This window comes from Actinokineospora globicatena (assembly GCF_024171945.1).
In the GTDB taxonomy this organism is placed as follows: Bacteria; Actinomycetota; Actinomycetes; order Mycobacteriales; family Pseudonocardiaceae; genus Actinokineospora; species Actinokineospora globicatena.
In genome coordinates, this window is the sequence record NZ_JAMTCR010000002.1 from 1065859 (window position 1) to 1089010 (window position 23152).

Below are 23152 nucleotides of genomic sequence, written 5' to 3' on the forward strand. Positions count from 1 at the left end.
GTGACCACCGAACGACGTCCCGCTCGGGGGCGCCGGTCTGGGAGGCTTTTTCGTGAACGACCACAGTGACCAGCGACGACGACAGGAACCGGAGTGGCCCAGCGGCGACGACCCGGACTCGGGTCGTGCCAAGGCGGGGCCCAAGCCCGGCGAGTCCGAGGAGCGCACGGGCTTCTGGAGCCCGCTGTGGGAGGACGGCGACGAGGGTGACGGCCAGGGCAGGCCCCAGCGCCAGGGTGACGAGGTGGCCGGTCCGCCCGGCGGCCGCGCCCCCGCGGGCCCGAACGGCGGCCGTGGCGGCCCCGGCGCGCCCGCTGGTGCCCCCGGCGGTCGCGGCCCGAACGGCCCCGGACCCAACGGCGCTCCCGGCCCGAACGGCGCCCCCAACGGTCCCGGACCGAATGGTGCTCCAGGTCCCCATGGCGGCCCCGGCCCCAACGGCGCTGGCCCGAACGGTGGCTCCGGTCCCAACGGCGGTCCTGGCCGACCTGGCCCCGGTGGTCCGATGGGCGGTCCCGGACGGCCCGGCCCCGGTGGCCCCGGCCCGCGTGGTCCGGTCCCCCCCGGTGGCCCCGGCGCGACCGCGATCGTGGGCGGCCCCGGTGGTCCACGCAGGCCGGGACCGGGTGGCCCTGGTCCCGCCGACCCGACCATGGCCATCGCGGCCCCGAAGCGCGACGCCGACCGGACCGTGGCCCTCAACGCCGGTGCCCGCCCCGACCCGGGCGAGGCGCCGACCGTCTTCATGACCAAGACCCCCGGCCAGGCCCGGTCCGAGCCGGAGCTGCTGACCCACCGCGAGCCCGAGCTGGAAGAGGGCTACGGCGAGGACTTCGACGACGAGGACCCGGGTCCGACCGAAGAGGAACTGCGCGCCATGCGCAAGAAGAAGATCTGGCGGCGGGTGCGGCGCACCATCTACGTCGCCGCCGCGCTGATGGTCATCGGTCCGGTGCTGGCCTTCTTCATCACCTACCAGCTCGTCGACGTGGACAACCCCGAGGACGTCGCCCGCAACCAGGCGCAGGTCGTCACGCTGCTCTACAACAACGGCCAGGAGATGTCGAAGATCGCCGGGTCCGGCGCGAACCGGGTGATGCTCAAGCCGGAGGACATCCCCGAGGACATCAAGCACGCGGTCTACGCGGCCGAGGACCAGACCTTCGAGACCAACTCCGGCTTCGACATCACCGGCATCATGCGCGCGGTGTGGAGCAACGCCACCGGTGGCGGCGGCGGTGGCTCGACGATCAGCCAGCAGTACATCAAGCAGGCCAGCGGCAACGACGACCCCACGCTCACCCGCAAGTGGGTCGAGGTCGTGAAGTCCTACAAGATGAACAAGACCTACGACAAGAAGTACATCATCACCGCGTACCTCAACACGGTGTACTTCGGGCGCGGCGCCTACGGCATCGCGGCGGCGGCGAAGGCGTACTACGGCATCGACGACCTCTCGCAGGTCACCCGGCCGCAGGCCGCGCTGCTCGCGGGCATGATCCAGACCCCGGCCAAGTCCAAGCTGGTCGAGTACCAGCAGCGCCGCTACGACTACGTCTCCGGCCGGATGGTCGAGAACGGCTGGATGTCGGCGCAGGAGCGGGCCTCGGCCGCGTTCCCGGCGCCGATGGAGGCCCAGGCGGGCAAGACGGCGTCGTTGACCGGGCCGCGGGCCAAGATCCCGTTCCTCGTGCTGGAGGAGCTCGAGGACCTCGGTTACGACGACGCCAGGCTCAAGGCCAACGGCTACAAGATCACCACCACCATCGACCCGCGCGCGCAGCAGATCATGGAGGACTCGGTCGCCCAGGTCATGCAGGGCCAGCCGGAGAACCTGCACATGGGCATGGTCGCGGTCGACCCGAAGAGCGGCGGCATCCTCGCCTACTACCCTGGCAGCGATCCGAACGGCACGAACTGGGCCAACATCAAGCAGGAACCCGGGTCGTCGTTCAAGCCGTTCGACCTGGTCGGGCTGCTCAAGAAGGGCAAGGGCCTGCAGGAGGTGTACGACAGCTCGCCCAAGAGCTTCGGCGGCTCCAAGGTCATCAAGAACGCGGGCAAGCCCGGCTGCGGTGAGTGCACCGTCGCGCAGGCCATGAAGGAGTCGCTGAACGTCGTGTTCAGCGACATGGTCTACAACGACGTGAAACCCGCTGGCGTCGCCGAGGCGGCCAAGGAAGCGGGCATCACCTCGGACCTGTCCAAGGCGCTCGACCTCAACATCGCCATCGGCGGTGGCCAGACCCTGGTCAGCGCCAGGGAGATGGCAGGCGCGTACGCCACCTTCGCCTCGGGCGGGGTCCGCAGGCCGACACACCTGGTCGCCAAGATCGAGTACCCGGACGGCGGCGCGGCCTGGGAGGCCGCGGCGGAGCCCTCGTACGCCGAGGCGCTGGCGTTCGACCCGAACAACCCGGACAACAACGCCAAGATCGCCCGCAACGTCACCGAGTCCCTGCTGCCGATCCCGAAGTCGTCGTCGATCGACTGCCTCAAGGACCGGCAGTGCGCGGGCAAGACCGGCACCCACCAGTACACCAACCCGCAGGGCGTGGAGACCTCCGACAACGCCAAGGCGTGGATGGTCGGCTACACCCCGCAGGTCTCGGTGGCGGCCGCGCTGAGCGCGGACAAGGGCGCACCGGTCAAGGCCGCGAACGGCAAGCCGATCTTCGGCTCCGGCCTGCCCGGCAAGGCGTGGCAGAAGTTCATGAACACCTACCTCGCCGACGCGCCCAAGGAGAACTTCCCCCGGTTCGTCGCCATCGGCGAGGCGGAGAAGCCGACCCAGACCAGCGTGTCCAAGCCGGTGACGACCGACAGCAGCCCGCCGCCGACCACGACCACCGAGGCCCAGCCGCCGGTGACCACGACGACGACGGAGACCGACGACCCGAACCCGTCGGCGACCACCACCCGGACCAGGCCCAAGCCGCCGACGCCCACGACGGAAGTACCACTACCGGGTAACAACTAGCCGGGAGCAACTCGCTAGTTCACCGAAGCACCCCAGGGCCGGAGACACCGCGTCTCCGGCCCTGGGTCGTTTTCGCCGCTCCCGCCCTACCCCGTCCGCACATCGCAGGCCGTAGCATCGCCGCGTGCCAGGCGATCCAGAGCGGCCAGACCAGGCCGGACGGCCGGACGGGGCCGAGCGACCAGAGCAGGTCGGGACCGAGCCGTCGGTGGACTCCCCGCCCGCGGGTGCGTCCACGGCGCCGGACGGGTCCCCCGTCGTCGTCATCCCCGCGGTCGGCCAGGTCGCCGACACCGCGTCGCTGAGCGAGCAGGAGCGGGTCCGCCCGTCCTGGTCGGAGCCGATCGCGATCGGGGCGACCGGCCCCATCGGCGGCCCGCTCGGCAGGCACGCGGTCGTCGGCAGGCACTGGTTCTGGACCCCGCTGCGGGTGGCGCTGCTGCTCGGCGTGGTCGGGCTGGCGCTGGGCTGGTTCACCAAGGCCGCCTGCGTGCAGCAGTACAACTCCGGTGAGCAGCTCGAGCTGGACTGGCGGTCGAACCGGCCGTTCGTGGCGATGTGCTACTCCGACATCGTCCCGCTCTACACCGCGGAGCGGTTGGACAAGCCGGACACCTTCCCCTACAAGACGTCCTGGTACGACGACGAGGGCAAGCCGACCCAGCAGCTGCGGTACATGGAGTACCCGGTGCTGACCGGCATGTTCCAGTGGGTCAACGCCAAGCTGACGCACGGCTACCTGGAGATCAGCAAGCAGGGCTGGTTGCCGACCGCGCTGCCGGTGGTCATCTACTTCACCTTCAGCGCGCTGTGGCTGTCGCTGGCGTGGCTGGTGACGATCTGGACGACCGGTCGGACGGCCCGACATCGACCGTGGGACGTGGCCTTCATCGCGCTCTCGCCGCTGGTCGCGGTGCACGCCTTCACCAACTTCGACACCCTGGCCACGGCGTTCGCCGCCGCGGCGCTGCTGGCGTGGTCGCGCAAGAAACCGGGGGTGGCCGGTGTCCTCATCGGCCTCGGCGCCGCGGCGAAGCTCTACCCCGCGTTCCTGCTCGGTCCGCTGCTGATCCTGTGCCTGCGCTCGGGGCGGATGAAGGACTGGTGGAACGCCACCGGTCTGGCCGCGTTCACCTGGCTCATCTGCAACGCCTGGCTGATCATCCCCGAGCAGTACCGGGACGGCTGGTGGGAGTTCTTCCGGCGCAACTCCGAGCGCGGCGCCGACCCGGACTCGATCTACAACGTGCTGATGAAGTTCACCGGCTGGGAGGGCTTCGACGGCCAGGTGCCCTTCGGCGAGTCGCCGACCTGGCTGAACCTGGTCAGCGCGCTGCTGTTCGCCGCGGCCTGCGTGGGCATCGGGTTCATCGGCCTGCACGCCAAGACCCGGCCCCGGGTGGCGCAGCTGTTCTTCCTGGTCGTGGCGGCGTTCCTGCTGACCAACAAGGTGTGGAGCCCGCAGTACAGCCTGTGGCTGGTGCCGATCGCGGTGCTGGCGCTGCCCAGGTGGAAGCTGCTGCTGGCCTGGATGACCATCGACGCCCTGGTCTGGGCGCCGCGGATGATGTACTACCTGGGCGAGAGCAACAAGGGCCTGCCGGAGGAGTGGTTCCTCGGCACGGTCGTGCTGCGCGACCTGGCGGTGCTGGTCATCTGCGTCGTGATCATCTACGAGATCTACCACCCCGAGCGCGACGTGGTGCGCCGCTTCCCCGGTGACGACCCGGCCGGTGGTGTGCTGGCCGACGCGCCGGACAAGGTCGTCATCAAGCCGCGCAAGCAGGACGCGCCGCCGCAGGCGGATGCCCCCGACGACCGGGAACCGGTTCCCGCCTAGCGCAGGAACGCGGGCCGGTCCCGGGTGTCGCTCGCCGGGAGGTAGACCTCGGCGGAGTGCTCGATGCTGACGCCCGCTTGGTCGAACGAGTGCAGGACCGCGCGGTTGAGCTCGAGGGCCGCGCGGTCGCGCCAGAGGGTGCGCTCGCGCGAGGTGTCGAGCCCGAGCCGCTCGGCGACGACCGTGGCCAGCCCGTAGGCGGCGTCCTCGCCGAGCACGTCCTCGCCGATGGCCCGGCAGATGTAGACGCCGTTGTACGGCGCGGCCGGGTAGTCGATGCCGCCGATGCGCAGCCGGGTGTTGGCGATGACCGGGACCGCGTGCCAGCGCAGGCCGAGCTCGGCGAACCAGGGCAGCTCCGGGTGGGTGAGCCGGACCTCCAGCACCGCGTCGCGCGGGATCGGGAACAGCCGGACGCCCTCGTCGCCGGACTCGATCACCAGCGGCAGCAGGTCGAACCGGCCGCGCGGGGTCGGCGGCCGCCAGCCGAGCTTGCCGACGCCGGTGGTGAAGTCGACGTACCTGCGGTCGCCGAGCACGTGCGACGGTTCGCGGTACCCGGCGTACCGGACGAGCTGGTCGTTGCGGATGCGCGGCCCCGGCCGCCACGGCGAGTCCGGCGCGAACACGCTGACCACCGGCCGGATCGCGCCCGCCGCCGCGGCCATCCGCAGGTGCCGCACGCACTCGGCGGCGACGTCCTCGGCGGCGCGGACCTCGCGCAGGTCGCGCACGAGCAGGCCGCGCCACGGGATGCTCTCCGGGCACCAGCCGCTCTCGCGCAGCGCGAGCCGGGCGCCGTAGGCCAGCTCGGCCGGGGTGTGCCGGTAGGTGCCGGTCGCGGCGATCTCGGCGCGGACCTTGGCCAGCCGCGGGTCGAGCGGGCCCGCCTTCGGCCGCGCCCCGTGGAAGCCGCGCAGGAAGTGCTCCGCCGCCTGGTAGAGCGGGTTGCCCGCGGGCCGCGCCCTGGCGGGCTGGGCCGGGCCGACGGGTGCCGTGGTGACCGTCGGCGGCTCGGCGGACAGCGCGACCCGGGGAGTGGTGGGCAGGACGGGCTCGTCGCGCAGGGCGGTCACATCACTGGATATCGGTACGCAAACCTGGCGCCTCGACTACTCGGACGTGTGGTCCTGCCGACAGCGATGTGACTGAACGTCAGTCATTCACTCGTTCGAAGATGAGATCGCGACTGATTCGCCCCTCTTCCCGGGCCCGCGACTCGAACTTCGTGACCGGACGCCAGTCGGGGCGCGGCGCCCAGCCGTCGTACCGGTTGCGCAGCAACGGCTCGCCCGAGAGCACTTCCAGCATCTGCTCGGCGTAGTGCTCCCAGTCGGTGGCCAGGTGCAGCGTGCCGCCCGGGACGATCCGGGAAGCCAGCAGCGCCACGAAGTCCGGCTGCACCAACCGTCGCTTGTGGTGCTTCTTCTTCGGCCACGGGTCGGGGAAGTAGATCCGCGCGCCAGCCAGCGCGCCGGGGGCGATGTGCTCGCCGAGCAGCTCGACGGCGTCGCCGCGCAGCATCCGCAGGTTGGTCAGGCCCATCGCCTCGACGCGCAGGATCAACTGCGCGAGACCCGGCTGGAAGACGTCGACGGCCAGGTAGTTGGTCCCCGGCTCGGCCTTTGCGAGCAGCGAGGTGGTCTCGCCCATGCCGGAGCCGATCTCCAGCAGCAGCGGCGCCTCGCGGCCGAACCAGGACACCGCGTCGAGCGGGCCGGGCGGCAGGTCGGGCACCTGCTTGCCCAGCGCGGGCCAGGACCGCTCCCAGGCCCGGTCCTGGCCGACGGTCATCCGCCCGCCGCGGTGGACGAAGCTGACGATGGAGCGCCTGCGGGGAACCTGGTCGGTCGCCGTCGGGTCGGTCGCGGCCTGGTCGGTCGGTGTCACCCGCTCAGGGTGCCATCCGGCCGCGGCCACGGTCGCAGGGACTCCAACCGGGACAGGTTCGCCCGCAGGTCGGCGAGCCCCTGCACCTCGATGGGCTCCGGCGCACCGCCCGCGTGCACCCCGACCACGTCGATCCACCCGGGGTGGCGGTGGGTGTGCGCCAGGGTGGTCGGCATCCCCGGTTCCGCCAGGGTGCGTTCCGAGGGCATGTACTCCCAGTAGCCGGAGTCGCCGTCCACCCCCCACGGCACGAACACCCAGCCCGGTCTCGCGTCCAGCAGCTTGGCGACCCGGTCCTCCACCGCGAACCCCTCACGGCGCGAGCCGAGCTCCCCCGCGGCGACCGCGCGCAGCCACCAGGGCGCGGGTAAGCCGGGATCGGCCGCCACGACGGCGTGGTACAGGGCGATGACCTGGGCCTCCGGTGCGCGGTGCACCCACGCCCGGCGCGCGTCGGCCGGTGCGGAGGCAGGGGGGCCGCCCGGCTGTTCGAGCGCTTCCGACCACTCCAGGCCGATCAGCGGTTCGACGTGCAGGCCGCGCTGCTTCGGCACGGCCGCGCGCCGCTTCCCGCTGTGGGCGCCGCTGGTCCCGCTGCTGTTCGAGCTGCCACTGGTGCTGTCGTTCGTGCTGGCGTCAAGCACCGTCAAGGTCCACCTCCATGGGTTCCGAGACGGGTCCGTGAGTCCATCTGACCCCGGGAGCCGGCTGAAGTCTGTACCCTGTGTTCGGGCTCACACCTACTTAACGTGGTCTTAATCCTGCTGCTTGTTGTAGGAAAATCCGCGCTCGACCGCCAGGGTCGGAAGTCCTTCAGGCGTCGCGGCGCTGCGCCGACAAGATTCCGGCGGTCAGCACGACGGCCGCGACGGCGGCGAAGTAGGCCAGGTAGCCCCACGGGCCGAGCGGCAGGTCGTCGATCGGCGGACCCGCCTGCACGCCGAGGAAGCGGTCCGCGGCGAAGAACGGCAGCCAGTGCTGGATGTCGTCGCCGATCTTCGGGATCAGCCCGACCAGGCCCTCCACCAGCAGCGCGTACACGAGCAGGACCGCCACCGCGCCCGCGGTCTGCCGGATCAGGATGCCCACGCCGAGCGCGAGCACCGCGGTGATGCCGTAGACCACGATCTGGCCCGCGACCGCGCGCCAGTCCTCCGCGCTGTCGAGCGCCAGCGCCGGGAACGAGTTGATCGCGCGGAACACCGCCCAGCTGCCGAAGCCGACCACGGCGCCGATCAGCATCGCCGGGATCGCGGTCACCACCGTCTTGGCCAGCAGCGCGGTCGTGCGGTGCGGCACGGCCTGGAAGGTGCTGCGGATGGTGCCGAAGCGGTACTCGCTGGTGACCGACAGCGCCGCCATCACCATGACCACCGCGCGCCCCAGGCTGGCCAGCATCTGCGTGACCTGGACGCTGCCCCCGTTGTCCCCCGGGTCGATCTGGGCCTGGCTGGCGATCAGCGCGGTCAGCCCGACCGGCAGCGCGACGGCCAGCAGCGCGCACCACCACGGCGAGCGGGTGGACAGCAGCTTGATCCGCTCCGCGTTCAGCACGCTCATGCCCGCTCCTCCTGACCGGCCCGCTGCGCGGCCTCCGCGGTCCGGTACTCGACGCTGTCCCCGGTCAGCTGGATGAAGGCCTGCTCGAGCGAGCCGACCTGGGGGCTGAGCTCGTGCAGGGTGATCTGCTTGGCCGCGGCCAGCTCGCCGATCGCCGCGCTGTCCATCCCGGACACCCGGAGCGCGTCGCCGTCGTCGCTGATCCCGGCGCCCGCGCCGAGCAGGTGCTCGCCAAGCTTCTCCAGCTCCGGGCTGCGCACCAGGACCGTGCTCTCGGTGGCGTGCGCGATGAACTCGTCGACGGTGCCCTGGTGGATCAGCTTCCCGCGGCCGATGACCACGAGGTCCTGCGCGGTCTGGGCCATCTCGGAGAGCAGGTGGCTGGAGACGAACACCGTGCGGCCCTCGGCGGCCAGCCGGTGCATAAACTTGCGGATCCAGAGGATGCCCTCCGGGTCCAGGCCGTTCACGGGTTCGTCGAACAGCAGGACCTTGGGGTCGCCGAGCAGCGCGGCGGCGATGCCGAGCCGCTGGGACATGCCAAGGGAGAAGCCACCCGCGTTCTTGTCGGCCACCCCGCCGAGGCCGACCAGGTCGAGCACCTCGTCCACCCGACTGCGCGGGAGCTTGCTCGCGGCGGCCAGCCACCGCAGGTGGGCGCGCGCGGAGCGGTTGGGGTGCACCCACTTCGCGTCCAGCAGCGCGCCGACCGTCCGCAGGGGTTGGTGCAGGTCGCGGTAGTGCTGCCCGTCGATGCGGACGTCACCCGATGTCGGCCGGTCGAGGCCGAGGATCATCCGCATCGTGGTCGACTTGCCCGCCCCGTTGGGGCCGAGGAAGCCGGTGACCTTGCCCTCGCTGACGGTGAAGGACAGGTTGTCGACCGCGACGGTGCGGCCGTAGTGCTTCGTCAGGCCGGTCGCCTCGATCATGCGCCCGATACTGGCACCAATCCCGCACGCCCGCAGGCCTGACCGGGAAAGTGCCGCTCACGTGCGGGAGCCCGGGTCACCCCCGAATGGTGACCCGGGCTCCGCATCCCCGAGAGGTCCGACCGCTCCCCGAATGACCGGTGGGACCGTGGTGGATCAGGCGTCCCGCTTGTTGGCCACCGCCAGGGCGGCGACGAGCAGGACGGCGGCGACGCCGGTGAAGTAGGCCAGCGAGGCCCACGGACCCATGGGCGCGATCGGCTCGGCGCCGTTGAGGAAGCGGCTCGCCACGGTGAACGGCATCCAGTCGTGGATGTTGGCGCCGACCCCGGGGATCAGCACCACCAGGTTCTCCACCAGCAGCGGCCAGATGAGCAGGATCGAGATGGCCCCGGCGGACTGGCGGACCAGCGTGCCGACCGCGACCGCGATGACCGCGGTGACGGCGAAGACCAGGCCGACCCCGGCGACCATCCGCCAGTCCGCGCCGGTGGTGATCGCCATCTCCGGGCCGCCGTCGATGGCGTAGGCGGTCAGCCAGGAGCCGAACGCGGCGACCTCGCCGATCACCGCGGCCAGGATGGCCACGACGGCGGTCTTGGCCACCAGCACCGAGGTGCGCTTGGGCACCGCCTGGAAGGTGGCCCGGATGGTGGCGAACCGGTACTCGGTGGTGATCGCCAGCGCCGCCATCACCGAGACGACCATCAGGCCGAACTGGGTGCCGAACTGGCTGTGCTCCACCAGCAGCGGTCCGCCGCTGTGGTTGAGCCCCACCAACGCGGCGAAGCCGATGGTGAGCCCGAGGGCGAGGAAGGCGGACCACCAGGGCGAGCGGGTGGTGAACAGCTTGATCCGCTCGGTGGCGAGCAGGGTGGTCATCAGGCGTCCCTCCGGTTGGCGACGACGATGGCGATGCCGAGCAGCACGGCGGCGAAGGCGGCGAAGACACCGATCGCGGGCCACGGGCCGAGCACCGCGTCCGAGGGCGGCGGTCCCTGGAGCACGTTGCGGGCTGTCGGGTCCGGGTCGCCGGTGATCAGCTTGTTGGCGATGTTGAACGGCATCCACTTGTGGATGTCGTCGCCGACCTTCGGGATCAGCTGCACCAGCGGCTCGACCAGCTGGTTCCAGATCAGCAGCACCGCGATGGCCCCCGCGGAGTGCCGGACCAGCACGCCGACGGCGACCGCGACGACCGCCGACAGCGCGTAGACCAGCCCGACACCGGCCACCGCGCGCCACTCGTACGCGGTGTTGATCGTCAGGTCGATATCGGGCTTGATGACGCTCGCGATGCCCCACGACCCGAACGCGGCGAGCTCGCCGATGATCGCCGCCATGATCGCCACCACGGTGGCTTTGGCGACGAGCGTGGACGGGCGGTTGGGCACGGCGAGGAACGTCGCCCGGATGGTGGAGAACCGGTACTCGGTGGTGATCGCCAGCGTCGCCATCACCATCACCACGACCAGGCCGAAGCCGTAGCCGAACTGGGTGGCGGCGATGTTCAGCGGCTCGGTCGCGTCCGCGGTGCCCGCCATGAGCGCGCCGAACCCGACGGTCAGCGCCAGTGCGATGAGCGTGCACCACCACGGCGAGCGGGTGGTGAAGAGCTTGATCCGTTCGACGGCGAGGAGGGTCATGTCGTCACTTCCCCGCGGGCACGAGGGTCGCCGGGGTGGGGCCGTCGGCGATCTCGGTGTGGTACTCGACGGAGTCGCCGGTCAGCTGCATGAACGCCTCTTCCAGCGAACCGCGCTGCGGGCTCAGCTCGTGCAGCACGGTCTGCGTGCGGGCCGCGAGCTCGCCGATGTCGGCGCAGTCCATCCCGGACACGACCAGGTTCTCGCCCTCGTCCCGGGTGGACACCCCGGCCTGGGCCAGCGCGGCGCGCAGGTCGGTCAGGCGCGGACCGCGCACCCGCACGGTGTTCTCGGTCGCCTGGGCGACGAAGTCCTCGGTGCTGCTCTGCGAGATCAGCTTGCCCCGGCCGATCACCACCAGCTCCTGGGCGGTGAGCGCCATCTCGGAGAGCAGGTGGCTGGAGACGAACACCGTGCGGCCCTCTTCGGCCAGCCGGTGCATGAACTTGCGGATCCAGAGGATGCCCTCGGGGTCCAGGCCGTTGACCGGCTCGTCGAACAGCAGCACCTGCGGGTCACCCAGCAGCGCCGCGGCGATGCCCAGCCGCTGGGACATGCCCAGGGAGAAGCCACCCGCGCGCTTGTTGGCCACCGCGGTGAGGCCGACGATCTCCAGCACCTCGTCGACGCGCTTGGCGGGCAGCTTGTTCGACCGCGCCAGCCACTGCAGGTGGGCGCGGGCCGAGCGGTTGGGGTGGACCCACTTGGCGTCCAGCAGCGCGCCGACCGTGCGCAGCGGCTGGTGCAGGTCGCGGTAGCGCTTCCCGTCGATCAGCGCCGAACCCCCGGTCGGGGTGTCCAGCCCGAGGATCATCCGCATGGTGGTGGACTTCCCGGCGCCGTTCGGACCGAGGAAGCCGGTCACCCGCCCGGTCGGGACCGAGAACGACAGGTTGTCGACGGCGAGCGTCTTGCCGTAACTCTTGGTGAGGCCGACTGCCTCGATCATGGTGTGCTCCTTCTAGCGAAACGTCCTGTTGCGCTCGTCCCCCAAGCGCCTTCCCCCGCTGACCGGTCCAAGGGTGGCCGTCGCGGGTGTGTCCCCGCGTCGTCCTGTGGTCCCCCGGTCCGGTCAACTCACAGGCGTAGCCTCCCGCGTTCCTGAGAGCCCGGGGTATCGGTGACGACCCTGACTGGACCCTGATCCGCGAGCCCGGTCCGCCTGGGTGACACGGTTAATGAACCGTGGTTCAATAATGGGGTGCCACGCCCGAGGACCATCACCGACCAGCGGCTCCTCGACGCGGCGCACGTGGTCATCGGCCGCTGTGGACCGGGGTTCACCCTGGCCCAAGTGGCCGCTGAGGCCGGGGTCTCGGTCGGCACGGTCGCCACCCGGTTCGGCTCCAAGGACCAGTTGGTGCGCGCGGTGTTCGACCACGCGACAGCCGAGGTGGCCCGCACCATGCGGGCGATGGCGGAGGCGGAAGTGGACCCGGTCGCCGGGCTGCGCGCCGCGGCGGTGGGCACGTTCCTGTCGTTGGGGAGCGCCGACACCGCCGCCAACCACCTCGGCCAACTCGGGCACGACCTGATCGACCCGGTGCTGCGCGCCAAGCTCGGCACGCACTTCGAGGTCATGCGGGCCGAACTGGCCCGCGCGTTCGACCGGGCGGCCATCGCGCTGCCCGGCGCACCCGAGCCGGAGATCGCCGTCCGGGTGCTGCTGTCGCTGGTCAACGGGGTGTCGATCGACTGGTCGGTCCGTCCGCACGGGACGCTCGCCGACCGGCTGGCCGCGGACGTGACCGCGGTGCTGGGGGCATGGGAAAGGGGTCAGGCATGACAACGCAGGAGAACGCGCCGCTGCACGGCAAGGTCGCCGTGGTCACGGGAGCCACGCGCGGGTGCGGCCGGGGCATCGCGGTCGAACTCGGCGCGGCAGGCGCGACGGTCTACGTCACCGGGCGCACCACACGGGAATCGGCGTCCCCGATGCGGCGGACCGAGACCATCGAGGAGACCGCGGAACTGGTCGACGCGGCGGGCGGCGTCGGCATCCCGGTCCGCTGCGACTTCACCTCGGTGTCCGATGTGGACGCGCTGCGGGACCGGATCGCCGCCGAGCACGGGCGCGTCGACGTGCTGGTGGACGACGTCTGGGGCGGCGACCCGTTCGTCGAGTTCGGCACGCCGTGGTGGGAGTCCGACCTGGACAAGGGCATCGGCGTCGTCCGCAACGGCCTGGACACGCACCTGATCACCCTGCACCGGCTGCTGCCCCTGGTCGTCGCACGGCCCGGCGGACTGGTCGTCGAGGTGACCGACGGGGACGTCGAGGACTACCCGGGACCGGTCGGCATCCCGTACTACCTGGTGAAGTCCGGCGTCCGCGCGATCGGTCGGTGGCTGGGCGCGGAACTGGCCGCCGTCGGCGCCACCGGTTTGGCGGTCACCCCCGGCTTCCTGCGCTCGGAGATGATGCTGGAGCACTTCGAGGTCACCGAGGCCAACTGGCGCGAGGGCGTGGCGAAGGACCCGAACTACATCATGGCCGAGTCCCCGCACTACATCGGCCGCGCCATCGCCGCCCTCGCCGCCGACCCCGCGGTCTCCCGGTTCGCGGGCCGCACCATGGCCAGCTGGACCCTGATGCGCGAATACGGCTTCACCGACCTCGACGGCACCCAACCCGACTGGGGCCGCTGGTACGACGAGGTCGTCAAGCCCGGCACCGACCCCACCACCGTCGACGCCTCCACCTACCGCTGACTCCCTTGCACCCGATGCCGACCTGAGCCTGCCCGGCTCCGGTCTCGTGGGCCGCCCGCTTCGCTCAGTGTTACGTAGGCAGGCCGTCTCATCTGTGGTTCTTCCCGCGCCTCCGCCCAGCCCGCAACCACCCCGATCGGCTGAATCTCGCCGTCGCCGAGCCCGTTTCCCCAGGTCGAGTTATCCACAACCCCCCGAGTTGTCCACAGCCCAACCGCACCCCTAGGTCGCACCCCCCACCCCCGGTAGACTGGCACTGGGGACGCCCCCCGGAGAGGGTGGGGGCTGGGGTGCCGGAGGCGGCCCCCGCGACGGCTGGCGTCGGTCATGGGGTGGCCGTGGGGGCGGCCGGAATCGGGCGCTGACCTGGTGATTCAGCGGGAGTCAGGGCCGGGTCAGAGGCGCCGGACAGCGAGGACATCCCTAGGCGAGGCGTGGAGCGGCGGGTCTGTGCGGGGCGGAGTTAGACGTCGCCGGGGCGGACCAGGCCGGTTTCGTAGGCGAGGACGACGGCTTGGACGCGGTCGCGGAGGTCCAGTTTGGACAGGACGCGGCCGACGTGGGTTTTGACCGTGGCCTCGGAGAGGAAGAGCTTGCGGGCGATCTCGGTGTTGGACAGGCCCTGGGCCATGAGGACCAGGACCTCCCGCTCGCGTTCGGTCAGCACGTCGAGCACGGCGGCGTCGCGGAGTTCGCCGCCGCCGGGGCCGAGGAAGCGGTCGAGGAGGCGGCGGGTGACGCTCGGGGAGACCACGGCGTCGCCGCTGGCGACCGAGCGCAGGGCGGAGACGAGGGCGTCGGGCGGGGTGTCCTTGAGCAGGAAGCCGCTGGCGCCGTTGCGCAGGGCGGAGAGGGCGTACTCGTCGAGGTCGAAGGTGGTCATCACCAGGACCTTGGACGTGCCCGCCTCGGTGATCACCCGGGTGGCCTCGACGCCGTCGAGCACCGGCATCCGGACGTCCATCAGCACGACGTCGGGGCGCAGCTTGTCGGCCAGCTCGATCGCCGCCCGGCCGTCGCCCGCCTCGCCGACGACCTCCATGTCCTCCTGCGCGCCGAGCACCATGCGGAACCCGACCCGCATCAGCTCCTGGTCGTCCACCAGCACAACCCTGATCACGCGGCCCAAGGTAGCCCTCCCCTACGCGGTCGTCACCGGCAGCACCGCGCGCACCCGCCACCCGCCGTCGGCGTGCGGACCGGCCTGCAGGGTGCCGCCGAAGACGTTGGCGCGCTCGCGCATGCCGATCAGGCCGTTGCCGCCCGCGGTGAGGCCGACCCGGGTGGTGCCCGGTCCGAGGTCGGTGATGTCGAGCTCCACCCGGTCGCCGACGCGCCGGACCTCCACCGCGGCCGTCGCGCCCGGCCCGGCGTGCTTGATCGTGTTGGTCAGCGCTTCCTGGACGATCCGGTAGATGCCGAGGCCGACACCGGCTGGCAGGTCGTCGAGCTCGCCTGCCAGGTCGAGTTGGACCGGGACGCCGGTCGCGCGGACCCGCTCGGCCAGGTCCGAGATGGACTGGGTGCCCGGCTGCGGGGTGCGATCGGTCTCGCCCTCGTCGCTGCGCAGGACCCCCAGCAGCCGCCGCAGCTCGGTCAGCGCTTCCCGGCCGGTCGCCGAGATCGTGCGGATGGCCCGTTCGGCCACCTCCGGTTGCGAGCGCACCGCGTAGGCGGCGCCGTCGGCGTGCACCACGATGACGCTCACCGCGTGCGCCACCACGTCGTGCAGTTCCCGCGCGATGCGGGCGCGTTCCTGGCCGACGGCGATCCTGGCCTGCTGGTCGCGCTCGGTCTCCAGCAGCGCGAGCCGCCGCTCGACCTCGAGGTGGTAGGCCCGCCGGGCCCCGGAGAACTCGCCGAGCACCCAGCAGAACGCGAAGATCACCACGATCACCAGCGTCGGCAGGATCGACTCCGGCAGCGTCATCCGCCACGTCGCCCACGCCCCGACACCGATGGTCAGCCACACCACGTACAGCGCGCCCTGCCTGCGCCCCACGTAGGCGACCGTCGTGTACAGCGCGATACCGAGCGCGATGTCGCCCACCCTGATCCTGGCGTCCACCCCGTCCGGGCTCGGCCCGTGGGTCAGCAGCTGGACCAGACCGGCCGCGAGGATGAGGTACGCCGCGAGCAGCGGGTCCCGCCTGCGGATCACCAGCGGCCCGAGCAGACCGAGCCCGACCAGCCAGTACGCCAACGGGTGAACCCCACCGATCGTGGCGAACAGCGAGATCGACTCCAGCGCCGCCAGCAACGCGGCGATGATGACGTCACCCGCCATCGGGTGCGCCTTCATCCACAGACTGAGCCTCCGCACGGTGCCGAGCGTAGGCACAGCCGGTTGCCCCCCGCGTCAACCCGCCGTCGCATCGCCATCTCCGACCGCAGGCTGAGCGAGGAGTTCGCGGACACCGGTGCCGGGCGCATGGCACCATTCGCTTCGGCGATCAGGGGAGGAACGGGTTTGTCGAGCGCGACCGAGCAGCAGCACCTCGCTGGACCGTTGTCGGCGTCGGTGGCGAACCTGTGCCAGCGCCTGCAGCCGCAGGTGTCCGCGCGCACCGCGGCCGGGTTCCGGGAGGTGCTGCGCAGGCTCTCGGCCCCGTTGCAGGTCGCGGTGGCCGGTCGGATCAAGTCGGGGAAGTCCACACTGGTCAACGCCCTGATCGGGCGGCGGATCGCGCCGACCGACGTCGGGGAGTGCACGCGGTTGGTCACCCGGTTCCAGTACGGGACCGTCGACCGGGTGGAGCTGGTGTTCTTCGACGGCACCAAGCAGGTGCTGCCGTTCGAGGTCGGCGGGATGATCCCGGCCGACCTGGACGTGGACTTCGACAAGGTCTCGCACCTGGAGGCCTACCTGACCAACGCGGTGCTGCGGGACCTGACCGTCATCGACACCCCGGGCCTCGGGTCGCTCGACCTGGCCTCGGTGAAGCGCACCGAGCAGCTGCTGGGCGCGGCGAAGCACCGCAAGGACGGTGAGGACGGCGAGGACGGCGAGGAGGACGGCGACGACGAGCTCGACGAGACCTCCCGCAACGCCGTCGCTGGTGCCGAGGCCGTGCTGTACGTGGTGACGCAGGGCGTGCGGGCCGACGACCAGCAGGCGCTCGCCGCGTTCACCGCCGCGACCGCGAGCCGCGAGGCCGGTCCGGTCAACGCCATCGCCGTGCTGAACAAGGCCGACACGATCACCCCGGAGTCGGTCACCGGCAGCGACGGCGACGTGTGGAAGGCCGCGACCCTGCTGGCCGAGAAGCAGGCCGCCACCCTCAAGCCGCGGGTCGCCGACGTGATCCCGGTGATCGGCCTGATCGCCGAGTCCGCGGAGTCCGGCGGGTTCACCTCGGCCGACGCCGACGCGCTGCGGTCGCTCTCCCAGCTCGACGACGCCATCTGGGAGACGATGCTGATCTCGGCCGACATCTTCACCACCTGGGAGTGCGACGTGCCGACCGGCACCCGCGTCCGGCTGCTGGAGAAGCTCGACCTGTTCGGCATCCGGCACGCCGTCGACGCGCTGCGCGCCGACCCCGACCTCACCGCGGGCGCGCTGCGCAGGTCCTTGCTCGACGCCTCCGGGCTGGCTGGCGTGCGGTCCAGGTTGGACGCGGTGTTCCGCGCCCGCGCCGACGGCATCAAGGCCGCCGCCGCGCTGGCGTCGGTCACCGCGCTCGCGCACGCCTCCGGTGACCCCGGGGAGCGCCAGCGGGTGCACGACGCCATCGAGGTGCTGCTGGCCAAGCCCGAGGCCCACCAGTTGCGGCTGCTCGAGGCGCTCACCCTGGTCACCTCCGGCGCGGTCGACATGCCGGAGGACCTCGCGGTGGAGGTGCTGCGGGTCGGCAGCAACGCCGACATCGGCGAGCAGCTGGGCATGAAGGGCCGCCCGCACAACGAACTCAGCGCGTACGCGCTCGAACGCGCCGGGTGGTGGCGCTCGTTCGCCTCCTTCGGCGCGACCCCAGCGCAGAGCCGGGTGGCGCACGTGGTGCACCGGGCGTACTTCCTCATCTGGCAGCAGCTCAAGGCCCAGAGCGGGAGCTGAGCCCGACCGCGCGGAACCGGGTGGGTGCCAGGGCGGCCGGCTATACGATTCGGCGGCACATGGGCGCCGACAGGCTGGGTGAGGCGGATGGCTTCCTGGTTCAAGAACAAGCGCAAGGACGAGGACTCGACGATCGAGGTCCGGGCCGCGGTGATCGCCGAGGCCGACCGCGAGGTGGACCGGGTCGTCGAGCGGGAGGGGGAAGCGGTGTCGCAGGAGGAGCTCAGTGACGACTTCCGGGTGGAGCCCGCGCTGGTGAGCATCGCGCCGGAGGTGTACGACCAGGCCGTCAGCGAGCGGCTGGCGCTGGTGTCGCTGTGCCTCTACGCGCACGACCGGGCCCGCAGTTCCGGTGTGGCCGAACGGATCGAGGAGGGCCTGGCCGCCGTCGGGGTGACCGCGGTGCGGCCGGACGGCGACCGGTTCGACCCGGCGCACCACGAGGCGGGCGGCACGCTGGTCACCGAGGACGCGGGCCTGCAGGGCACGGTCGCCGAGACCGAGGTGGTCGGGTTCAGCGACCGGGGGCAGCTGCTGCGGCCGCCGATCGTCACCGTCTACACGGGCAAGACCGCATGACCCAGCCCAAGGTCTCCCTCCCCAAGCAGGTCGCCCAGACCAGGGAGCAGCTACTCACCCTGCTGCGCGAGGCGGCGCCCGAGTCGGCGCAGTGGGTCGAGCAGGTCCGCGCGCGGCGCCGCAAGAAGCCGTCGGTCGTGGTCGTCGGCGAGACGAACCGGGGGAAGAGCTCCCTGGTCAACGCCATGATCGACACGCCTGGTCTGTCCCCTGTGGATGCCGACGTGGCCACCGCGACCTACCTGGTGTTCGGGCACGCCGAGCAGTGGGAGGCGCGCGCCTGCTACCCCGGTCAGCTCGCGCCGGTGCCGGTGGACATCGCCAAGCTGGTCAACTGGGTGTCGGCGGCGCACGAGCTGCCAGACGGCGAGCTGCCGCCGCGCTACGTCGAGGTCGACGGCCCGGTGCCGCTGCTGGAGAAGCTGGTCGTGGTGGACACCCCCGGGGTCGGCGGGCTCGACTCGGTGCACGGCGAGCTGGCGATCGAGGCGGCCGCGTCGGCCACCGCACTGCTGTTCGTCGTCGACGCCTCGGCGCCGTTCACCGTCGGCGAGCTCTCGTTCCTGGCCAACGTCGGCGACCGGGTGGAGACCGTGGTCTTCGTTCTGTCCAAAGTGGACGCCTATCGGGGTTGGCGGCAGGTCCTCGAGGCGAACAAGGCGCTGTTGGTCGAACACGCACCGCGGTTCAAGGACGCCATCTTCCACCCGGTGTCCTCGCGGATGTTCGAACTGGCGGGCAAGGCGCCCAACCCCGAGGCCGCGGAGATGCTCAAGGAGCGCTCGGGCATCGCCGAGTTGGTGACCTCGTTGCAGTCCCTGCTGGTCGGCCGGTCCGCGATGCTCGGCGAGGCCAACACGTTGCGTGCGCTGTCGTCCTCGCTCGGCGAGCTGAAGGTGACCCTGGAGAACGAGCGCCGGGCGCTGACCACCGGCGAGGCCGAGGCCGAGGCGCTGCGCTCGCGCAAGGACGAGCTGACCGCGGAGCGCCGCTCGTCGACCCGCGGCTGGCAGGTGAAGCTGCGCAGCGAGGTGCAGCGCGCCCGGCTGGAGAACGCGCACGAGGTCAGCCGCCAGATGCGCGACCTGCAGGCCTGGTTCCGCCAGGCCATCGACGTCGCCGACCGCGACCAGCTGCGCGGGCTGCCCGCGCACGTCGACGCCGCCATGCAGATGGTCAGCGGGAAGGTCTCGGAGTCGGTGGGCACCCGGCTCAACCAGGTGGCCGACTCGGTCCTCAGTGAACTGTTCAGCGAGGACGAGCTGGCGGTGATCCGCGGCCAGTTCGCCAGGGCCGGGACCTCCCAGGTGGTGCTGCGGGCGGCGGAGAAGCGGCTGCCGACCGCCGAGGACAAGCTGTTGGTGTTCATGGGGGTCTCCGGCGGCATCGGCGCGGGCAAGATGGCGGTCATCCCGCTGGCTGGCGCGATCGCGGCGCCGATCCTGCTGGTACCCACCATCGTCATCGGCCTCGGCGCCGGGTGGTGGATCGCGCGCACCCGCAAGCACACCGCGGACAAGCAGCACATGAAGCTGTGGCTCAACGACTCCATCGCCGATGCCCGGTCCACATTGGACCAGTTGGTGTCCGAGCAGTTGATCGACGCGGAATCCCAGCTCTCCCTTGCCCTCGACGAGGCGCTCGGCAAGCGGATCACCGGGATCGAGGAGCAGTTGCGCGAGGTCGACAAAGCATTACGACTTGACGTGAGCGAGCGGCAGAAGCGCGTGACCGTGGTAAACAAGCGCCTGACAGACGTGGTCGCCGGGCAAGAACGGGCGGAGAGGCTCCTTGCCGGTATCCGGTCCGTTCGCGACAAGAACTAACGGCGTAACGGCGGGAACCAGCGGGGCGAAGCGTCAGTCATACCGCCAACAACAAGCCATTGAGCATCCCGCCAAGGGATCAGCCAGAGGGGGCTACCCGTGTACGTTGACGAGACCGGCGCCGACGACACCGCGACCGACACCACTGCCGACGCGGGCCACGACGAGTTGACCGTCGAGGTCGGTGGCGAGGAGTACGAGGTCCAGGAGAACTTCGACTACGACCAGGACGGTGACAACGACACCGCGGTCGTGCAGACCGAAGAGGGCTACGTCGCCTTCGCCGACACCGATGGCGACGGCACCGCGGACACCGCCATCCAGCTCGACGAGCAGGGCAACGTGCTCGCGGCCGCCGAGTACGACGAGGCGTCCGGCGACTGGACCGAGGCCAGCACCAACTCCGTCGAGGCCCCCGGCGGCGACGGTGCGGACGACGCGGGCTCGAAGTCGGGCGCGAACGACGACGACGCCGCGACCCCGGTCAACCACGGCGGCTCGGGCGACAACATCACCGTCGACACCAAGTCCGGTGACGTCGACGCGGGCGAGGCGCAGTACGACGCGGACGGCGACGGCACCAACGACACCGCCGTGGTGACCGACGAGCAGGGCAACACCTACGTCTTCACCGACAGCGACGGTGACGGTGGCGCGGACGAGGCCGTCGTCATCGAGGCCGACGGCGACGTGACCGTGGCCCAGCACTCCGGCGAGGACGAGTGGACCACCGTCGAGACCGGTCACATCAACGCCGACGGTTCCTACGAGTCGGACACCGCCGCGACCGCCCCCACCTCCGGCTCCGACGCCAACTGGCAGGGCTGAGCCCCAGCGTTACGACCAGCGGGCGAGATGATTCCCACGCGGTAATCTCGAACCACGCTGAGTGAGATCCCGGTGCGCCCACGCGTGCCGGGATCTCGTGCTTCCGCCCCTGTTTGGCCAGGTCAGCCGTGGGCCGGCTCACGGTGAGTCACGACTGTCCGGTATCCGGACGTCCGATCGGTCGATTTAGCGGCTCGCAAGTGGGTACTGAATCGATTCCCTTATCGTTCTTGTGAGAGAACCGACAGGCAAGGTATCGGTTACCTCGCCGTCACCCCGCTAGCCTCATATGCATTCCTTCACGGCACGCACCCGCTCGACATGGGCGGGGGCTCAGCCATTCGGTTAGGACGCCGCCGTCCCCGGTCAGCTCGGTGGCGTCCTGATCGGCATTTCGGCGTTCAGTCAGGAGACGAGGCGAGATGACGGCAGTGACAATCCCTGGCGTTGACCAGGCACCGACGACGCACAAACGACTCCTGGCGTGGGTGCGCGAGGTCGCCGAACTGACCGCCCCCGAGCAGGTGGTCTGGGTCGACGGGTCCGAAGAGGAGTGGACCCGGCTCACCGACAAGCTGGTCGACGCGGGCACGTTCACCCGCCTGGACAAGAAGCCGAACTCGTTCTACGCGGCCTCCGACCCCAACGACGTGGCGCGGGTGGAGGAGCGCACCTACATCTGCGCGGTCGACGAGGCCGACGCCGGTCCAACCAACAACTGGATGGACCCGGCGGAGATGAAGTCGATCATGACTGAGCTCTACCGGGGCTCGATGCGCGGTCGCACCATGTACGTGATCCCGTTCTGCATGGGCCCGCTCAACGCGGAGAACCCGATGCTCGGCGTGGAGATCACCGATTCCGAGTACGTCGTGGTCTCGATGAAGATCATGACCCGGATGGGCACCAAGGCGCTCGACCGGTTCATCGACGCCGACGGCACCGAGCGCGACTTCGTGCCCGCCCTGCACTCGATCGGCGCGCCGCTCGAGCCGGGCCAGGCCGACGTCGCGTGGCCGTGCAACGACACCAAGTACATCGTGCACTTCCCGGAGGAGCGGCTCATCTGGAGCTTCGGCTCCGGCTACGGCGGCAACGCGCTGCTGGGCAAGAAGTGCTACTCGCTGCGCATCGCCTCGGTCATCGGCCGGGACGAGGGCTGGCTCGCCGAGCACATGCTGATCCTCAAGCTGACCTCGCCCGAGGACAAGGTCTACTACGTCGCGGCCGCGTTCCCCAGCGCCTGCGGCAAGACCAACCTCGCCATGCTGGACCCGACCATCCCGGGGTGGAAGGTCGAGACCATCGGCGACGACATCGCCTGGATGCGGTTCGGCGAGGACGGCCGCCTCTACGCGGTCAACCCGGAGAACGGCTTCTTCGGCGTGGCGCCGGGCACCGACTACCACACCAACCCGAACGCGATGCGCACCATCGCCAAGGGCAACTCGCTGTTCACCAACGTCGCGCTGACCGACGACGGGGACATCTGGTGGGAGGGCATCGGCGACGCGCCGGAGCACCTCACCTCGTGGAAGAAGGCCGACTGGGCGCCCGGCTCGGAGGAGAAGGCGGCGCACCCGAACTCGCGCTACTGCACCCCGATCGACCAGTGCGACACCAAGGCCGCCGAGTGGGACGACCCCAAGGGCGTGCCGATCTCGGCGATCTTCTTCGGCGGTCGCCGGGCCACCACGATCCCGCTGGTGACCGAGTCCCGCGACTGGCAGCACGGCACCTTCATGGGTGCGACGCTGTCGAGCGAGACCACCGCCGCGGCGGTCGGCAAGACCGGTGTCGTGCGGCGCGACCCGATGGCGATGCTGCCGTTCATCGGCTACAACGCCGGTGACTACTTCAACCACTGGATCGAGACCGGCAAGCGCGCGGACGCGACCAAGCTGCCGAAGATCTTCTACGTCAACTGGTTCCGCCGGGGCGACGACAAGCGCTTCCTGTGGCCCGGGTTCGGCGAGAACAGCCGCGTGCTGAAGTGGGCCATCGAGCGCATCGAGGGCAAGGCCGCCGCGCGGGAGACCCCGATCGGCTGGGTCCCCACCGCCGACGAGCTGGACCTCGACGGTGTCGAGGGCGACCGCGCCGACATCGAGGCCGCGCTCGAGGTCTCGGCCGAGGAGTGGCGCGCGGAGATCCCGCTGATCGAGGAGTGGTTCGACAAGATCGGCGACAAGCTGCCCACCCCGCTCCGCGACGAGCTGGAAGCCCTCAAGCAGCGCTTGGGCTGAGCCGCAACACACAGAACCGGCCCTCACCACTTCGCGTGGTGGGGGCCGGTTCTGCG

19 protein-coding genes are annotated in these 23152 nt (G+C 70.9%); 9 read left to right on the forward strand and 10 right to left on the reverse strand.

All coding sequences use genetic code 11. The features are described 5' to 3' along the window. The first annotated feature begins 52 nt into the window (after positions 1–52). Positions 53–2980: a transglycosylase domain-containing protein gene (locus tag LV79_RS05075; RefSeq protein WP_253832527.1), complete on the forward strand. Its 2928-nt coding sequence runs from the start codon at positions 53–55 to the stop codon at positions 2978–2980. A gap of 265 nt (positions 2981–3245) precedes the next feature. Further along, positions 3246–4820 (forward strand): glycosyltransferase family 87 protein, encoded by a 1575-nt coding sequence (locus LV79_RS05080; RefSeq protein WP_253835808.1) that lies wholly within the window; start codon positions 3246–3248, stop codon positions 4818–4820. Here the strand turns inward: LV79_RS05080 and LV79_RS05085 are convergent. From LV79_RS05085 to LV79_RS05120, 8 genes are all read right to left on the reverse strand, one after another. Continuing rightward, positions 4817–5896 carry a nitric oxide synthase oxygenase gene (locus LV79_RS05085; protein ID WP_253832529.1) on the reverse strand — a complete coding sequence of 360 codons (1080 nt, stop codon included), beginning with the start codon at positions 5894–5896 and terminating at the stop codon, positions 4817–4819. The two genes, LV79_RS05080 and LV79_RS05085, sit on opposite strands and share 4 nt — an antisense overlap. A gap of 79 nt (positions 5897–5975) precedes the next feature. After that, entirely contained in the window at positions 5976–6614 is a 639-nt protein-coding gene (gene trmB / locus LV79_RS05090) for a tRNA (guanosine(46)-N7)-methyltransferase TrmB (RefSeq protein ID WP_253835818.1), read from the reverse strand. 92 nt (positions 6615–6706) lie between these two features. Beyond that, entirely contained in the window at positions 6707–7354 is a 648-nt protein-coding gene (locus LV79_RS05095) for a hypothetical protein (RefSeq protein WP_308208936.1), read from the reverse strand. A 169-nt stretch (positions 7355–7523) separates the two neighbouring features. Then, complete coding sequence (locus LV79_RS05100; protein WP_253832531.1) at positions 7524–8270, reverse strand: hypothetical protein; 747 nt, start codon at positions 8268–8270, stop codon at positions 7524–7526. After that, positions 8267–9202, reverse strand: coding sequence for an ABC transporter ATP-binding protein (locus tag LV79_RS05105; RefSeq protein WP_253832533.1), 936 nt, complete (start codon positions 9200–9202; stop codon positions 8267–8269). The genes LV79_RS05100 and LV79_RS05105 overlap by 4 nt, the downstream gene beginning before the upstream one ends. 156 nt (positions 9203–9358) lie before the next feature. Beyond that, positions 9359–10084: a hypothetical protein gene (locus tag LV79_RS05110; protein ID WP_253832535.1), complete on the reverse strand. Its 726-nt coding sequence runs from the start codon at positions 10082–10084 to the stop codon at positions 9359–9361. Beyond that, a complete protein-coding gene (locus tag LV79_RS05115; RefSeq protein WP_253832537.1) occupies positions 10084–10848 on the reverse strand; it encodes a hypothetical protein in 765 nt (254 codons plus the stop codon). The genes LV79_RS05110 and LV79_RS05115 overlap by 1 nt, the downstream gene beginning before the upstream one ends. A 4-nt stretch (positions 10849–10852) precedes the next feature. After that, the gene (locus LV79_RS05120; protein ID WP_253832539.1) at positions 10853–11797 is read right to left on the reverse strand and encodes an ABC transporter ATP-binding protein; all 945 of its coding nucleotides are present in this window, start codon (positions 11795–11797) and stop codon (positions 10853–10855) included. A 252-nt stretch (positions 11798–12049) separates the two neighbouring features. Here LV79_RS05120 and LV79_RS05125 point away from each other — a divergent pair, with 252 nt between their 5' ends. Continuing rightward, positions 12050–12634: a TetR/AcrR family transcriptional regulator gene (locus tag LV79_RS05125; protein ID WP_253832541.1), complete on the forward strand. Its 585-nt coding sequence runs from the start codon at positions 12050–12052 to the stop codon at positions 12632–12634. Positions 12635–12654: 20 nt separating this feature from the next. Next, a complete protein-coding gene (locus tag LV79_RS05130; protein WP_372495325.1) occupies positions 12655–13560 on the forward strand; it encodes an SDR family oxidoreductase in 906 nt (301 codons plus the stop codon). 463 nt (positions 13561–14023) lie between these two features. Here LV79_RS05130 and LV79_RS05135 read toward each other — a convergent pair whose 3' ends face one another. Together LV79_RS05135 and LV79_RS05140 are read right to left on the reverse strand one after the other, a co-directional pair. Next, positions 14024–14680, reverse strand: a complete 657-nt coding sequence (locus tag LV79_RS05135; protein WP_253832545.1) for a response regulator — start codon at positions 14678–14680, stop codon at positions 14024–14026. A gap of 21 nt (positions 14681–14701) precedes the next feature. Continuing rightward, a complete protein-coding gene (locus LV79_RS05140) occupies positions 14702–15862 on the reverse strand; it encodes a sensor histidine kinase (RefSeq protein WP_425547589.1) in 1161 nt (386 codons plus the stop codon). A 168-nt stretch (positions 15863–16030) separates the two neighbouring features. Between LV79_RS05140 and LV79_RS05145 the strand changes: the two genes are divergently transcribed. The 5 genes from LV79_RS05145 to LV79_RS05165 all read left to right on the forward strand — a co-directional run bounded on the left by LV79_RS05145 (position 16031) and on the right by LV79_RS05165 (position 23096). Beyond that, entirely contained in the window at positions 16031–17617 is a 1587-nt protein-coding gene (locus LV79_RS05145) for a dynamin family protein (protein WP_253832547.1), read from the forward strand. Positions 17618–17704: 87 nt separating this feature from the next. Continuing rightward, positions 17705–18196, forward strand: a complete 492-nt coding sequence (gene grpE, locus LV79_RS05150; protein WP_253832549.1) for a nucleotide exchange factor GrpE — start codon at positions 17705–17707, stop codon at positions 18194–18196. Beyond that, a complete protein-coding gene (locus LV79_RS05155) occupies positions 18193–20022 on the forward strand; it encodes a dynamin family protein (protein ID WP_253832551.1) in 1830 nt (609 codons plus the stop codon). The genes grpE and LV79_RS05155 overlap by 4 nt, the downstream gene beginning before the upstream one ends. Before the next feature lie 99 nt (positions 20023–20121). Next, entirely contained in the window at positions 20122–20850 is a 729-nt protein-coding gene (locus tag LV79_RS05160; RefSeq protein WP_253832553.1) for a hypothetical protein, read from the forward strand. 422 nt (positions 20851–21272) lie between these two features. After that, entirely contained in the window at positions 21273–23096 is a 1824-nt protein-coding gene (locus LV79_RS05165; protein ID WP_253832555.1) for a phosphoenolpyruvate carboxykinase (GTP), read from the forward strand. Positions 23097–23152: the final 56 nt, after the last annotated feature.

Bases quoted from the DNA above. Each gene is read 5' to 3' on its own strand.
- trmB (WP_253835818.1), bottom strand. From the start codon at position 6,614: ATGACCGTCGGCCAGGACCGGGCCTGGGAGCGGTCCTGGCCCGCGCTG.
- LV79_RS05100 (WP_253832531.1), bottom strand. From the start codon at position 8,270: ATGAGCGTGCTGAACGCGGAGCGGATCAAGCTGCTGTCCACCCGCTCG.
- LV79_RS05105 (WP_253832533.1), bottom strand. From the start codon at position 9,202: ATGATCGAGGCGACCGGCCTGACGAAGCACTACGGCCGCACCGTCGCG.
- LV79_RS05110 (WP_253832535.1), bottom strand. From the start codon at position 10,084: ATGACCACCCTGCTCGCCACCGAGCGGATCAAGCTGTTCACCACCCGC.
- LV79_RS05115 (WP_253832537.1), bottom strand. From the start codon at position 10,848: ATGACCCTCCTCGCCGTCGAACGGATCAAGCTCTTCACCACCCGCTCG.
- LV79_RS05120 (WP_253832539.1), bottom strand. From the start codon at position 11,797: ATGATCGAGGCAGTCGGCCTCACCAAGAGTTACGGCAAGACGCTCGCC.
- LV79_RS05140 (WP_425547589.1), bottom strand. From the start codon at position 15,862: ATGAAGGCGCACCCGATGGCGGGTGACGTCATCATCGCCGCGTTGCTG.
- grpE (WP_253832549.1), top strand. From the start codon at position 17,705: ATGGCTTCCTGGTTCAAGAACAAGCGCAAGGACGAGGACTCGACGATC.
- LV79_RS05155 (WP_253832551.1), top strand. From the start codon at position 18,193: ATGACCCAGCCCAAGGTCTCCCTCCCCAAGCAGGTCGCCCAGACCAGG.
- LV79_RS05165 (WP_253832555.1), top strand. From the start codon at position 21,273: ATGACGGCAGTGACAATCCCTGGCGTTGACCAGGCACCGACGACGCAC.